We start from the raw sequence: 13,847 nt of genomic DNA on the forward strand, positions 1-13,847 counted from the left end.
CAAGGGCCGGCCTCGTCAGATGCCCCGAGAGTGGCGCCGTTACGCGGCATCCTGCGCCAGGTCCGAGGCCGCCTCGCCCTGGCCGTCGCCTTGCAGGCCGCCGGCGCGCTGGCCGGAGTCATCCCCTTCATCGCCGTCGCCCGCATCGCCGTCCACCTCACCGACGGCTCCCCCGCCCTCGGCGACGAGCTCTGGCCGCTGGTCACCCTCGCGTGCCTGTCCGGTCTCGCGGCCATGCTCCTCGGATCCGCCGCCGGGCTGGTCAGCCATCTCGCCGACAACGACCTGCAACTCGCGCTGCGCCGCCGGCTGGCCGAGCACACCGGCCGCCTGCCGCTGGGATGGATCACCTCCAAGGGCGCGAGAGAGATCAAACGCGCCGTACAAGACGACGTGCACGCGCTGCACACGCTCGTCGCCCACACCCTCCTCGACGTCACCGCCGTCCTCGTCGCCCCGCTTCTCGCGCTGGTCTACCTGTTCACCCTCGACTGGCGGCTCGCGCTGCTCAGCGTGCTGCCCCTGGCCCTGGGCGCCTACCTGTTCAGCCGGGCCATGGCCGGAGCGGCGGCGCAGATGGCCGAGTACGGAGCGGCCCTGGGCCGGATCTCCTCAGCCGCCGTGGAGTTCTCCAACGGCATCGCCGTTGTGAAGACCTTCGGCCGAAGCCGTAAGGTCCACGAACGCTTCCTGGCCGCCACCGACGGCTTCTCCGACTTCTTCACCTCTTGGGTCCGCACCACACTGGTCACCTCCACCGCGGCTCTGCTCGTCGTCTCCCCGGCCGTCGTCCTGCTCCTGCTGGCCGTGGTGGGAGCCGCCTTCGTCACCGGCGGATGGACGACCGCCGCGGACCTCGTGCCGTTCATCCTGCTCGGACCGGCCATCGCCGCCCCCATGGGCGTGGTCGGCCCCCGGATCCAGCAGATCCGGGCCGGCCAGGCCGCCGCCACCCGCATCTCCGCGCTGCTCGACACCCCATCCCTGCCGCGGAGCCCGACACCCGCCGTCCCCCAGGGCTCGCGCATCTCGATGCGCGAGGTGTCCTTCTCCTACGACGGCCGCACCGACGCCCTGAGCGGCATCGACCTCGACCTGGAACCCGGTACCGTAACCGCGCTCGTCGGCCCCTCCGGGTCGGGTAAATCCACCCTCGCCTCACTGCTGCTGCGTTTCCACGACGTCACGGCGGGCGCCGTCACCATCGGTGGTGCCGATGTCCGCGACATACCCGCCGCCGACCTCTACCGCCATGTCGGTTTCGTCCTGCAGGACGTGCGGCTGCTGCGGGCCTCCGTCGCCGACAACATCCGTCTCGGCCGCCCCTCGGCCGACGACAACCAGGTCGAACAGGCCGCCCGCGCCGCCCAGATCCACGACCGGATCACCGAACTGCCCGCCGGCTACGCCACCGAGGTCACCACCGGAGTCTCCTTCTCCGGTGGCGAACGACAACGCCTGTCCATCGCCCGCGCCCTGCTCGCCGACGCCCCCGTCCTCGTCCTGGACGAGGCCACCGCGTACGCCGACCCCTACTCCGAAGCGCTGATCCAGGACGCGCTGTCCACCCTGGCCACCGGTCGCACGCTGCTGGTCATCGCCCACCGGCTGGCGACCGTCCGTCACGCCGACCAGATCGTGGTGCTCGACGGCGGGCGGATCATCGAACAAGGGCGCCACCTGGACCTGCTGGCCGCCGAAGGCCGCTACGCCCGGCTGTGGAGAGCCCAGGAGGCGGCACAGGCCGGCAGCGAAACAACCCCTTTCCCCATCCCGGTCTCGACGGCACCGACCGTTCACGACAGCCCCGCCGCCTCCCCGGAGAGAACCTCACGATGATCCGTCATCTCTACCGTGTCCTCGGACCCGAGGGATCCGGTTTCCTGAACCGTCTCCTCGTCGTACTGGCAGGGGCAGCCATCCTCCAAGGCCTCGCCTTCGCCCTGCTGGTGCCGGTGCTGCGTGCCCTGCTCGGCGAGAGGCCGGGCGAGGTATGGCCGTGGCTCGCCGCCCTGACGGTCTGCTCACTGGCCTACGCCGCCCTCCAAGCCGTCGCTGTGAGCAGCGGCTTCACCGTCGGCTCCCGGCTCTCGCGGGTGCTGCACCGGCGACTCGCCGACCGCGCCCTTAATCTGCCCATCGGCTGGTTCACTCCCGGGCGGGCCGCCGAACTCAGCCGCCTGGCCGGCCAGAACGTCATCCAGGTGATGAACATGCCGGCGCACCTGCTGCGCCCGCTGACCAGCTCGGTGCTCACCCCGCTCACCATCGTGGCCGCCACCTTCTTCTTCGACGTCCGGGTCGCGCTCGTGCTGCTGCTGTGCGCGCCGGTGCTGTTGGCGGTACACCTGTGGAGCACCTCCGTGATGAGCAGGCTGGACCGGGGACGTGACGGAGCGATCGGCGAATCAGCCGACCGCGTTCTGGAGTTCGCGCAGAACCAGCCGGTCCTGCGCGCCTTCGGCCGAACCGTCGACGGCTACGGGGCACTCGACGACGCCCTGGTGGCGGAGGCGCGTGCCGACCGCCGGCTGATCCGCCGCGGCGTGCCGGGCCTGGTGTCCTTCGCCTTCGTCACCCGCACGGTCTTCGCCCTCCTTTTGGCCCTGGGAGTCTCCTGGACCCTGGATGGCTCCATGGACGTGCCGACCCTGCTGGCCCTGTTGGTGCTCGTCGGCCGGCTCACCGACAGCCTGTCCAGCGCGGCCGACCTGGGCGCCGGGATGCGGATCGCCCGCAACAGCCTGGAACGGCTGGACGCCGTCCTCGGTCGGCAACCGTTCCCGCAACCGGCCGAACCGCGGCTGCCACACGGAGCCGACGTGGAGTTCGACGCGGTCCGCTTCGGCTATCGGCACGACACCACAGGCGACTCCACCTCCCGCACCGATCCGAAGGCCGAACTGCTCTGTGACGTGAGTTTCCGCATCCCCGAACGCAGCATGACCGCTCTCGTTGGGCCGTCCGGCGCCGGCAAGACCACCGTCGCCCGGCTGCTGGCCCGCTTCTGGGACACCACCGGCGGCACGGTCCGCATCGGAGGGGTCGACGTCCGCGACATCACCTCCGAGGACCTGGCCGCGACCGTCTCGATCGTCTTCCAGGACGTCTACCTCTTCGAGGGCACGATCGAGGACAACGTCCGCGTCGGTGATCCGGACGCCGGTGAGGAGAAACTGCGCCGCGCCGCGGTCATGGCCGGGCTGGACCGGGTGGTGGAGGAACTGCCCGACGGTTGGGCCACCCGGGTCGGCGAGGGCGGCACCGCCCTGTCCGGCGGACAGCGTCAGCGTGTCTCCATCGCCCGCGCCCTGCTCAAGGACGCGCCGATCCTCATCCTGGACGAGGCGACCGCCGCACTCGACCAGGAGAACGAGGCCGTGCTGACGTCCACGGTCCAGGCCCTGGCCGCCGAGAAGACCCTGCTCGTCATCACCCACCGCCTCAGTACCGTGCTCGCCGCCGACCAGGTCCTCGTCATGGAGAACGGGCGCATCACCGAACGCGGCACGCACGCCCACCTCGCCGCCAGCGGCGGCACCTACGCCGACTTCTGGCGACAGCGCACCAACGCGGACGGCTGGCGGCTGGAAGTGGCCCCGTGCCCCCAGCGGCCCCGACCGGCGCGTCCACCGAAGCACGAGAACACCGCACGGCAAGGAGCACAACGATGACCGCCAGGCGATCCGAACCGTGGACCGACTGGGCGCGGGCCGTACCCGCCCTCACATGCACGGCCCTGTTCGACGCCCCGGATGACCCGGCCCGCGCGGCCACGCGTCTGGCCAGAGCCGGCCTCGGCGAACAGTACGCCGTCTACGAGCACGCCGGAATCTGGTATTTCGCGGCGGGTTCCGCCGTCACGCTCACCGCGGACGCGACCGATGTCGTCGCCCGCGCCGACGGACGCGCATGGAGCGCGGCCACCGAAGGCAAGCCACTGGACAGGGTCGCCGAAGCGCTCACGGCACTCGGAAACGGCGGTGAGGCAACCCGTCACCTGTACGGATGGGCCACCTTCGAACTCGCCCACCTGCTGCACGGTGATCCGGCCGCCGCGGGAACGCAACCGCTCCTGTCGTTCCTGGTTCCCTGCGTGGAGGTCGCCCTCAGCCCGGGCAAGGCCGAACTGCGGGCCATCGACGAGGCCTGGGCCGCGAAGGTCACGGCCCTGCTCCAGAGCCCGGACGATCCCGTCGCGGCCGACACGCCGACGACCGCGACGGACGTCGAACGCCTCATCGCCTCCGGCGCGTCCGCCTACCGCCACGCCGTCGCCCGCAGCGTTGCCGACATCCAGGCGGGCCTCCTGGAAAAAGCCGTTCTGTCGCGGGTCGTCGTACTGCCTGAGGGAAACGAGCCCGACTTCGCCGCCTCCTACCTCGCCGGACGCCGGGCCAACACCCCCGCGCGCTCCTTCCTGCTGGACCTCGGCGGCCGGCGAGCCACCGGCTTCAGCCCGGAGACCGTCGTCGAGGTGGAGGCGAACGGCCGGATCCGCACCCAGCCACTCGCGGGCACCCGAGCCCTGGGGCCCGACCCCGCCGAGAACGGCCGCCTGCGCGAGGAGCTTCGCACCGATCCGAAGGAGGTGCACGAGCACGCGATCTCGGTACGACTGGCCGCCGAGGAGATGGAGACGATCTGCCGGCCCGGCTCGGTGGTGATCGAGGAGTTCATGACGGTCAAGGCACGCGGCTCGGTACAGCATCTCGCCTCCCAGGTCGCCGGGCAGTTGCGCGAGGACCTCGGCCCCTGGTCGGCGTTCGCGGCGCTTTTCCCGGCGGTCACCGTCACCGGCGTACCTAAAAGCGCCGCCCTCGCGGCTCTGAACCGCCATGAGCCCGAACCCCGAGGGCTCTACGGCGGGGCGGTGTTCCGAGCGGGAACCGACGGCTCACTGGACGCGGCACTGGTCTTGCGCACACTGTTCGCGCAGGAAGAGCGCACCTGGCTCCGTGCCGGGGCGGGCGTCATGGGGCAGTCCACCCCGGAACGCGAATACGAGGAGACGTGCGAGAAGCTACGAAGCGTCGTCCCGCATATGCGCTTCCACCGCACGTGAGGAAGCGCATGCCCCATCGGCTCGGATGCCCGTCTCTTCACCTGATCAGGCTCGATACCTGAAGCCTTTGAGTCGGGGCGGGCACGGTGTCGGGAGAGGCGTTCTCCGGCGTCGACGGCCGCCACAGCGGAAGAGCGTGAGCGTCTCAGGGACGCTCAGAGAAGTCTCCGCGATGCGCAGGGGTCGGCTTCGCTCCAGCTGGAGGACGGCCCGGGACCACGGCGCGGCCGAGGCGCCGACCCGGCCGGTCGGCCGACCCAAGGTCGACTCACACCACAAGAAGATCGGGGAAGCTGAAGTACTGCCCGGCCTTCCCCGGCCGGTTCGGCTCGATCGAGGACGCTCGCGTCTTCCGCCAGGAGTTCCACGCCTGGTACAACCACGATCACTACCACTCCGGGATCGGCTGTCACCATCCCGCCGACGTGCACTACGGCAAGGCCGGCATGGTCCGCGATCGGCGTGTCCACGTCCTGGCCACCGCCCAGGCCGCCTATCCCGAGCGTTTCGCCTCCGGTGGCACACCCACCCCGCCCGATCTGCCCGGACCGGCATGGATCAACAAACCCAACGACCTGGATCAGAAGGGCGAACAAGAAAAGCTGACACGGAATTAGACCAGTTCAGCTGCCTTGATCAAATTGACAGGTTCCGCGTCGACCTTCTTACTTGCGCGGAGCAGGCTGGCCTGAGCCGGACGCTGACGTGCCTTGACAGCACCCTTCCGGATGAAAGGCTGAGGTTCTTCTTTCTGGTCAAGGAGGACCACGATGACCGCGACGCCCCCCGAAGCCCTCACCTCAGACCCCGCGGCACCGCAGATCGCACAGTCGCTGGCAGAGATCCGTGCCAAGGGCACGGGCCTGTTCTCCCGGGCGCTGGTGATGGCCAACGGAGACCTCTCCTTCGACGAGGCGCACAGCTACAGGACCCCGGTCGCGGGAGCGCGTTCCGGGGGGACGACGCGCTACTCCCTGACGGATACCAAAGACGCCAGCCGCAGCTACCAGGGACGCGTCGACAAGGCGCAGGCGCGCATGTCCAAACAGGACAGCGAGGTCGCCGTCCTGCAGGAAGCCTGGGACTGGATCGAGGCGCTTCATTCCTCGTTCCCTCATGACGCCCACATCCGGGTCGTGGTGGTCGGCAACATCGGGCCGTGCACCGGATGCAAGGCCCGCCTGAAGCTGTTCCGGCAGGACCTCATCGGCGTGTTCGGACCCGGGCGGGTGATCGTGGAAAGCGTCTACGACACCAGCCAGATGTTCATCACGAAGAACTACGAAGAGAAGTACGAGGACTACGAGACAGGGGCCACGAGCACGGTCTCGACGACCTACGGATACGAGGGCGCGACGGTGGAGGCCTACCAGCCGCCGGGTGCTCCGCAGAGCGTGTCGTACTGGCTGTACCAGGTGGGGTAGGTGGTCCCCTGGGCAGTACGGCTGCCGAGCTCGTCGGCATGGTGATCACGCCACCCACGATGCTTGGCCCTTTGAGCTGCAGCGAGGTCTTCCCTAGCGTCCGCGCCACGGAGGGGGTCTGATGGTAGCGGCACAGAAAACAACGGATATGCAGGTCAGCGGTCTCTCTTCCGGGCTGTACTCGAAGACCCTTACAGGGGGTTCCGGTAGTAATGGGCTTTCCCTCGTAACGTAGAGACATCGCCTTAGGGGGGAAACGGCGACGACAGCTTGAACCCGAGGAGTACACCGTCAAGCACTTCCGGGCGGCGTGTGAGCGGATGGGCGTTGCTCGGTCAATGGGCCTGGTCGGCTCCTCCCTCGACGACGACGCCGCCGAATCGCTGTTCTCCAGCCTGGAATTTGAGCTGTTTCGTATCCTGGGCCCGTTCGCCACTCGTGAGCAAGCCCGCCGCGCGGTCGCGGTCTGGGTCGATGACTTCGACACGATGCGGCTGCACTCGGCCAACGGGATGTGCTGCCCGGTGGAGTACGAACACCAGCGGGCCGCTACGCGGTCGAAGAGGGGGCGAGCCGCCACGATTTTCCAGCGAGTGCCACATCTGGCTGGGGGTGCGCCGCGCAGCGTCCGGGGCCGCCTACTCCGGTCTCAAGGGTCGCCGGTGCGATCGCTGCGCGACGGCCTTCGGCCGCCCTCGCCCCTGGAGACCTCATCACACGGCAGACCACTAAAAACGGCAGGCAACACCACACAACAGAATCACGGGGTGCTCCTGTCCTGGCGAGGGCATAGAAAGTGCTTGACCCGCCCCGCCCAGGGCGTATGGTCCGATCAGGAAGGTTTCTTACCGGTTCGCCGGTGAGGTGGTCACGCTGGGGGTGTAGCCGGACTGCTCGTCAACGAGTGGCGCGACAAGATGCAGCGCATGCCAAACGCCAGCCAGTGGGTGGCGCGGGACCCGATCACTGGAGAGACACGACATCGACGCCGGTAACCATTCATTGACCAGCCCTATGGGGTGCGTACAACGGATTGTCGTCGGCCGCACGGATGATCTCCCGGCGTGGTTACTCACCGGCATGTTCCGCCTCCGCTACGAGGTGTTCTACGAACGCCTCCGCTGGGACGTCGACAGCCTCCACGGAATGGAGCGAGATTCCTACGACGACTGCGATCCGGTCTATGTGATCAGCCATGGGGAGGTCTGCCGGGAGGTCACAGGGTGCTGTCGGCTCCTGCCCACCGACGGTCCTTATATGATCCCCGACGTCTTCTCCGAGACGCTGCGCGGCGCCCCTGCTCCTCGTGATCCGAGCATCTGGGAGCTCAGCCGCCTGGCCACTGGCCGGGCCTGGCCCCGCACTACGGCAGCGGGTTTCGGCACGCTTGCCCTTGCGCTGCTCCGGGACGCGTTTCGCTGGGTTGATCGGTACGGTGACACGGTGGTCGCGGTCTCAGGCGTGGCCCTGGAACGGCGCCTGCATGTCATGGGTGTTCCCACCCGGCGTTTCGGTGACGGCAGGGCGACGCGCCTTGGCCAGCTTCTGTGTTCCGCCTATGCCGTCTCAACCCAGGCCTTTCTTGAGAACGCGCCTGCCGCGCCAACGGCGGCGACGATTCCCTGCCAGGACGAGTCCTAGGTAGTACTTCGTTAGGTTGGTTCGGGTGGGTGGTGTTCTGGCCGTTCTGCGGCGGTTATGTCGCGATGGCAGCTGGGGCCCGTGCCGGTCCATCCCCCGTTCCGATGCATGGCGGCGCAACCTGGCCTGGCTCACACTGGTCGACAAGGCGTACCTGATCGCCGACCACCCCAATTCGAATGAGCCGCAGACCTCAGCGGAGTGATCAGTGCGCGTGACGCTCGCATTAGTGGCCTTAGCCGTCTTTCTCTTAGCCATCTGGGCCGCTTTCCCGATGAGAGGCGGCGACGAGCTGGGCGGGCCTAACAGCCAGATCGACGCGCAGTTGTCCTCTGCTCAACCTCGCCGTCGACGGCATCGACCAGCTCACACTCGTCATCTGCAGCAAGCTCAAACAGATGCAGTACCAGCCGACGCTACTGGACGGCTTCGTCGCCGAGACCGTCCTGTCCCTCCAACCGCCATAACGCCCAGCCTTCATCCTCAGCAAGGAGGGCTGGAGCGTTATTCGGCGCAGTACGCGTTAGCCTCTGATTGAAAATCAGCCATCTTTAATAAAACATCCATTTCGCCGCTAATTTCTTCGTTGTATCTCTGAACCAATACATGGCCCGGCTTTATTTTTTTGGCCGAATCCAAGGTGAAGCTGACAGAGCCGAACGACCTAACGTTGCCATCCGTCCGGCTCCACGAGAATGCGCGGTACGTGCGGCCCGGGTCGAATTGAGCTTTCCCTTTGGAAATGCGCCAGCCATTATCCGGTTGTTCTAAATTCACAGACGTCACACCTCCCTGGAGGAGTGGAGCCCGGTATTCCACATCAACGACCGATCGATTTTCTTCGGACTTATGGTAGACAGAAAGGCCGTTTGGTGCATCTCCGCACCATGCGGTGACAACTACCATCTGTCCTTTATCGTCGATTGAGACGCCGGTCACGCCTCCAGCCTCCGGACTGCAGGCGACCAGTGAAAGAAGCAGGGTAAGCGCAACTGCGGATTTTACTGCCGGGATCCTGCGAGGCATGATGGACATATTCAAGGGCAAGGGTAGTTCCCCTCTGCCAAGCCGGCCTGCTGCTCGTATTTGTTCGTACAGGCGTTTTCTCCGGCAAGGGCGTAAAGAATTGCAAACGAGAACCAGTAGCCGGTCTGCTCTCCATAATGGTACCATTGCTGCGTATGTACATACTCGCGCCTGAGCAGAGGATCACGTATGATTGCTCTGTTGGTCTCTTTTGCGAAGAATATGCCTGCAATTTTGTAGCCGATACGCCCTGGAGGGATGAGCTCGCCTGGCATTCCGCTGCACACGGTGATAAATTTTATCATTTGGCCGCAGATGGCTTTTAGCGTCCTGGCCCATCGGAGAAGTTCGGCTTGCACCTTGGGCATTGAACCTTTTTCATCCCGCTGGAGACCGCTGTCCGATCACAGCGTGATCGAGAGTCTGCCGTTCGCCTGACGAAGCAAGAGAGCCCCTGGTAGACGGGTTGATCACCACAACCATCACCGTCACAACCAGGAGTTCTGGGTGTTGTTCTACCGTGCCGCGGTCGATTTGTCGCGCTCAACGCTGAACGCTGAACTACGTGGCCGGAATCATCCGGCGGCACCGCAATACGATCGGCACCCCCTGGCGGCGACTCAACCCCGGCCAGCAGGCCCTGCTCGTGCTGGTCCACCTGCGCACAGGCGAGACCTTCACCGAGATCGCCGCGGGTTTCGGCGTCTCGACCGCCACCGCCTGACGGTACGTGCAAGAGACCGTGACGCTGCTGTCGGCCCGCTCCCCGAAACTCGACCGGGCACTACGCATGGCCAGACGGCACAGGCTGCACTTTCGCCGTGGAGTGGCCGCTGGGCGGCGTCGAGCTGACGACCGTCGAACTCGACGGCGCGGCCATCGTCTCCGCCTCCGGCCGCTCGGCGCACTGCTGGCCGGACTCCACCGGGTAGAGCCGTTCACCTGAGCGAGAGGGAGCGGGTTGCGTTGGTCGACTTCACCGTCATCTGGATCGATGCCGAGGCGGACCGGGCCGTCGCCGAAGTCGTGGGCAGGGGCCGGTTCGAGGTCGTCAGCGAGCCGGCCGAGCACCTGCCGATGACGGTCGTGCCGGATCCGACCGGGCTTCCCGATCATGGGCGGACGAGCATGATGATGGTCGTCCGGTCTTGCAACGAGGATCGACGACCCGGTGGTTGAACGTGCCTCCGGGGCCTCGATCCAGGACGATCCGGCGCGACATCAGAGGAGGACCTGGGCATGGCCTGGAGCACGCGACAGCTCGCCGACCTCGCCGGCACCACCGTCAAGACGGTGCGGCACTATCACCGAATGGGACTGCTCAAGCTGCCCGACCGAGCGCCCAACGGGTACAAGCAGTATCAGACGACGCACTTCGTGCGGCTGCTTCAGATCAAGCGGCTGACCGAGCTCGGACTGTCGCTTGCCCAGATCCGAGCGATGGGGAGTGCGGACGAGGAGCCCGACGAAGCCATCCGCGTGCTCGACGCCGAACTGGCAGGCACGATCGAGCGCCTGCAACGGATCCGCGCGGAGTTGGCGGTCATCCTCGAGTACCGGGTCCCCCTGGACACCCCGGTGCCGTTCGGCCCGGTTGCCGAAGGACTGTCGGAGCGGGACCGGGCCTTGCTGACGGTGTTCTCGGGGGTACTCAAGGACGATGCGCTCGACGACCTCCGTCAGCTGATGACAGAGGTCACCGACGGCAAGGCCGAGGACGAGTTCTACCACCTCCCAGCGGACGCCGACGACGCGACGATCGAGGCCGTCGCGCGCCATCTGGCCGAGTCGATCCGGCGGAGCCAGGCCCGGTTCCCCTGGATGGCGGACCCCGGCTCTGCGGCGACGCACAGCCCGGGCTTCACCGAGGCCGCGATCGGGTCCGCTTTCGCCGAGCTGTTCAACGCCGCCCAGCTGAAGGCACTCGCTCGCGCCCAAGCGCTGATCGAGGAGACGGAGCCGCCAGGGCGACGGGAACCGTGAACCTCTTCATGCCCCTCCAGGCTCACGTGGAGTGCCTGTCCTTCTCCTACAGCCGGTGATCGTCGCGCTCGCCGGTGCCATCAACGCACCAGGACCGCGTACGGCCACGCAGCGGTAAGAGGCGATCGACCCCGTCCCCGACAAGATCGCGGCACTCATGCGTGAGATCTCGGCTGTGGGGAGGCTCGTCGAACGGCTCAGTATCCGATGCCGTGGTACAGCAAGCCCGCACTGTTGTGGACGACGTGGATGACCACGGCCGGCCAGATCGAGCCGGAGAATCGGAACAGCAGCCCGGCGCCGAGCCCGGCGACGAACGCGATCGGCATGATGCTGTTGACGCCGTGCGCGACGGCGAAGACCGCCGCGCTCACGATCACGCCGATCCAGGTGCCCCAGCGGAACAGGAAGCTCGCGAACACGCCGCGGAACAGGACCTCCTCGCCGAAGGGCGTCAGCAGGCCGCCGAGCACGATCGTCACCGCGAGGGAGAGCGCGCCCGCGCGCGCAGCGTCGCGATAGCCCTCCTGAAGGCTCTCCGACCCAGGGAAGAACGGGTCGAAGATCGCCGAGACCGGCCAGCTGAGCGCGAAGCACGCGAGGCCGATCGCGATGGCCGCGAGCAGCCAACCGGGATGAACGCGCCGCATCCCGAACGGGCGGACGTCGCGGATGCGGATGAGCACGGCGACGGCGAACGCTCCGAGCGGCGCGAGGCCCGAGACAAGGAAGTTCGCCTGGCCGGGCGAGACCGGGGAGCCGGCCGGCAGCAGATAGGCGATCGTCGCCCCGACCCCGTACAGGATCGCGGCCGCGAGCACGGCGACGCCGAGCTCGGGCCAGCCGGGCCGGGCGGGCGTGCGGCGGCTCTGGTTCATGGGGACTTCATTCACGGTGTTCATGGCAACGAGTCTCATCCGTGCCCTAAGGGCACGGTCAAACCGACGGCTCCCACCATGGAAGTGGGCTTACATCGACCACATGGGCGTCGCGTCCTCTACTGCTACCGGATGTACCTCATCGTCATCCCGGAGATCGCCGGAGGTGGGCTGCGGCTGTTCGACGACGGCCTCCCGCCGTCGAAGTGGAAGCTCACCCACCAGGAGACCGGCGAACTGGGCGCGATGGCCCTGATCTACGACCGAGTCCGCCGAACCCACACGGTTTCAAAGAACTGAGCCCAGGTCAGCCGGGTGTTCTCGCGATCAGGACGATCGAGGAGATGGGATCCTCTCGTCGGGCAGCAGATCGCCCAGTACGGTTCAGATGGTGATCAGGGCCTGTCGGAAAACCTGCTAATCCCGACACTCCGCGAGAGCAGTACCTAAGATCAATTCCTGCTTTGGGGCTGGGGTCGGCTTCGGGAGCGGAGGGCCTTGAAAGCCCAGAGTTCACGCGAACTGAAGCTTCTTTAGCGGGAACTCACGTGGGTTCGGCATCTCAAGGCCTGTTCGCCTCGTGAGTTCAGCGCACTGAGGTGCCTGACCAGTCGAGCAGGACAGGCCGGATCTCGATGACGTAGCTCCAGACGGTCTGGATGCTGCGCGCTCGCTGGCGAGGCCCGCCCTCGTGCAGCAGGTGGGCCCATGCCTCGACGTCGGCGGCGATGCCGGGAGCGATGCCGCTCAGCTTGCCGGCCAGCCAGCTGTCGAAGGCGGGGACGCGGTCATCATCGAGCAGACCGATGCGAGCGAGGACTTCGACGGTGCGTCCGACGCTGAGGCCGTGGTGACGCAGCTTGGGAAACAGTTCCGAGAAGCGGATCATGTCGCCGGGAGTGTGGGTGGACAGCAGCATAACCAGGGCCCGGTCGACGTCACTGATGATCCACCGGGTCCAGCCCCGAGCCCCGGCGAGGGCAGCGGCCGCCGCGCGGGCCGTGCGTAAGGCCGGGTTGGCTGGATCTGCGTGCCGGCGCCGGTCGAACCTGGCGTAGTCGCGACGCACACTGTGATGGGCAGCAGCAGCTGAGCCCGGCGATGGGGGAAGATCTCCGGCTGAGCGGGCGGCGGCTGGGGACGGGAGCGTCGGCGTCCCTGCCGCCCAATGCGCGGCCCAGGACCTTGGGATCGCTGCCGGTGCATGTTGCTAAGGAACAGCTGCTGGCAGGTGAGCCTGCGCAGGAACGGTTCCAGCACGGTGACCTGGTCCTTGGCCTCCAGGCTGGCCTGCAGCCGGCACAACCGGCAATACCCCTTCTTGATCGGGACCTCGCGGTGGCAGCTTGCGCACCGGCCGACTTGGTGGAGCCGGCCGAAGGTGTAGCAGGCGCGGCGGTATCGGCCCGGGAGCACGCCTCAGGCATAGCAGCCCACGCAGGTCGCCGCCGGCTTGGTCGGGGAGATGAAGCCCATCAGGCGGGTGGCAGCGACCGTCCGTCCCGCCGCTTGGGTGTCACCACGGGTGTCTGGCCGGCGGCTTCGATGCGGGCCTGGCCACTCTCGGCAGGAGCAGGCACGAGCTCCGGTTCTGGGATCAGCAGCTCTGCGATGCCGCAACCGAGCACGGCGCAGATGACGTCCAGGTCCTCCAGCTTGACGCTGGCCGGATGGCCCGAGTTCCGGACAAGCACGGGGCTACTCAGTGGCGCTCACGGGGCGGAGGTGTTCCCGCTCCATCGAGGAGCGGGTGCGGTGACCTACCGATGTTTCGTGGGAGTGATGCAGAGCATCGCCCGTATATCACCGCTAGCCTAGATATGATCAAAT

15 protein-coding genes and 1 pseudogene are annotated in these 13,847 nt (G+C 67.1%); 11 read left to right on the plus strand and 5 right to left on the minus strand.

All coding sequences use genetic code 11. The features are described 5' to 3' along the window. Nucleotides 1-30: 30 nt before the first annotated feature. From ACFY3D_RS31405 to ACFY3D_RS31435, 7 genes are all read left to right on the plus strand, one after another. Entirely contained in the window at nucleotides 31-1,839 is a 1,809-nt protein-coding gene (locus ACFY3D_RS31405; protein WP_389986061.1) for an ABC transporter ATP-binding protein, read from the plus strand. Further along, nucleotides 1,836-3,674, plus strand: coding sequence for an ABC transporter ATP-binding protein (locus ACFY3D_RS31410; protein WP_389986064.1), 1,839 nt, complete (start codon nucleotides 1,836-1,838; stop codon nucleotides 3,672-3,674). The genes ACFY3D_RS31405 and ACFY3D_RS31410 overlap by 4 nt, the downstream gene beginning before the upstream one ends. Then, on the plus strand, nucleotides 3,671-5,065 hold the full coding sequence (locus ACFY3D_RS31415) for a salicylate synthase (protein WP_389986067.1): 1,395 nt from the start codon (nucleotides 3,671-3,673) through the stop codon (nucleotides 5,063-5,065). Before ACFY3D_RS31410 ends, ACFY3D_RS31415 begins: the two co-directional genes overlap by 4 nt. Nucleotides 5,066-5,490: 425 nt before the next feature. Beyond that, nucleotides 5,491-5,682 (plus strand): hypothetical protein, encoded by a 192-nt coding sequence (locus tag ACFY3D_RS31420; RefSeq protein ID WP_389986070.1) that lies wholly within the window; start codon nucleotides 5,491-5,493, stop codon nucleotides 5,680-5,682. 153 nt (nucleotides 5,683-5,835) lie between these two features. Continuing rightward, nucleotides 5,836-6,489: a hypothetical protein gene (locus tag ACFY3D_RS31425; protein ID WP_389986073.1), complete on the plus strand. Its 654-nt coding sequence runs from the start codon at nucleotides 5,836-5,838 to the stop codon at nucleotides 6,487-6,489. Between the two features lie 338 nt (nucleotides 6,490-6,827). Beyond that, nucleotides 6,828-7,352, plus strand: a complete 525-nt coding sequence (locus tag ACFY3D_RS31430; RefSeq protein WP_389986076.1) for an IS3 family transposase — start codon at nucleotides 6,828-6,830, stop codon at nucleotides 7,350-7,352. 217 nt (nucleotides 7,353-7,569) lie between these two features. Then, entirely contained in the window at nucleotides 7,570-8,130 is a 561-nt protein-coding gene (locus tag ACFY3D_RS31435; RefSeq protein WP_389986079.1) for an acyl-homoserine-lactone synthase, read from the plus strand. Between the two features lie 504 nt (nucleotides 8,131-8,634). Here ACFY3D_RS31435 and ACFY3D_RS31440 read toward each other — a convergent pair. Together ACFY3D_RS31440 and ACFY3D_RS31445 are read right to left on the minus strand one after the other, a co-directional pair. Further along, nucleotides 8,635-9,156: a hypothetical protein gene (locus ACFY3D_RS31440; protein WP_389986082.1), complete on the minus strand. Its 522-nt coding sequence runs from the start codon at nucleotides 9,154-9,156 to the stop codon at nucleotides 8,635-8,637. An 11-nt stretch (nucleotides 9,157-9,167) separates the two neighbouring features. Next, the gene (locus ACFY3D_RS31445) at nucleotides 9,168-9,524 is read right to left on the minus strand and encodes a hypothetical protein (RefSeq protein ID WP_389986085.1); all 357 of its coding nucleotides are present in this window, start codon (nucleotides 9,522-9,524) and stop codon (nucleotides 9,168-9,170) included. A 139-nt stretch (nucleotides 9,525-9,663) separates the two neighbouring features. Here ACFY3D_RS31445 and ACFY3D_RS31450 point away from each other — a divergent pair. From ACFY3D_RS31450 to ACFY3D_RS31460, 3 genes and pseudogenes are all read left to right on the plus strand, one after another. Then, nucleotides 9,664-9,958: pseudogene (locus tag ACFY3D_RS31450) on the plus strand (transposase family protein); the annotation flags it as partial. Between the two features lie 164 nt (nucleotides 9,959-10,122). Next, entirely contained in the window at nucleotides 10,123-10,335 is a 213-nt protein-coding gene (locus ACFY3D_RS31455; protein ID WP_389986088.1) for a hypothetical protein, read from the plus strand. Between the two features lie 60 nt (nucleotides 10,336-10,395). Beyond that, a complete protein-coding gene (locus ACFY3D_RS31460) occupies nucleotides 10,396-11,139 on the plus strand; it encodes a MerR family transcriptional regulator (protein WP_389986091.1) in 744 nt (247 codons plus the stop codon). Nucleotides 11,140-11,336: 197 nt separating this feature from the next. Here the strand turns inward: ACFY3D_RS31460 and ACFY3D_RS31465 are convergent, their stop codons facing one another. Continuing rightward, nucleotides 11,337-12,041: a CPBP family intramembrane glutamic endopeptidase gene (locus ACFY3D_RS31465; RefSeq protein ID WP_389986094.1), complete on the minus strand. Its 705-nt coding sequence runs from the start codon at nucleotides 12,039-12,041 to the stop codon at nucleotides 11,337-11,339. Between the two features lie 108 nt (nucleotides 12,042-12,149). On the opposite strand from ACFY3D_RS31465, the gene ACFY3D_RS31470 reads away from it, so the two are divergent. Beyond that, on the plus strand, nucleotides 12,150-12,317 hold the full coding sequence (locus ACFY3D_RS31470) for a hypothetical protein (RefSeq protein ID WP_389986097.1): 168 nt from the start codon (nucleotides 12,150-12,152) through the stop codon (nucleotides 12,315-12,317). Nucleotides 12,318-12,603: 286 nt separating this feature from the next. On the opposite strand, the gene ACFY3D_RS31475 is transcribed toward ACFY3D_RS31470, so the two are convergent. Together ACFY3D_RS31475 and ACFY3D_RS31480 are read right to left on the minus strand one after the other, a co-directional pair. Next, entirely contained in the window at nucleotides 12,604-13,086 is a 483-nt protein-coding gene (locus ACFY3D_RS31475) for a hypothetical protein (protein WP_389986100.1), read from the minus strand. Between the two features lie 406 nt (nucleotides 13,087-13,492). Further along, nucleotides 13,493-13,711 carry a helix-turn-helix domain-containing protein gene (locus ACFY3D_RS31480; RefSeq protein WP_389986103.1) on the minus strand — a complete coding sequence of 73 codons (219 nt, stop codon included), beginning with the start codon at nucleotides 13,709-13,711 and terminating at the stop codon, nucleotides 13,493-13,495. Nucleotides 13,712-13,847: the final 136 nt, after the last annotated feature.

Origin of the sequence: Streptosporangium sp. NPDC000509 (assembly GCF_042898365.1) — a bacterium.
In the GTDB taxonomy this organism is placed as follows: Bacteria; Actinomycetota; Actinomycetes; order Streptosporangiales; family Streptosporangiaceae; genus Streptosporangium.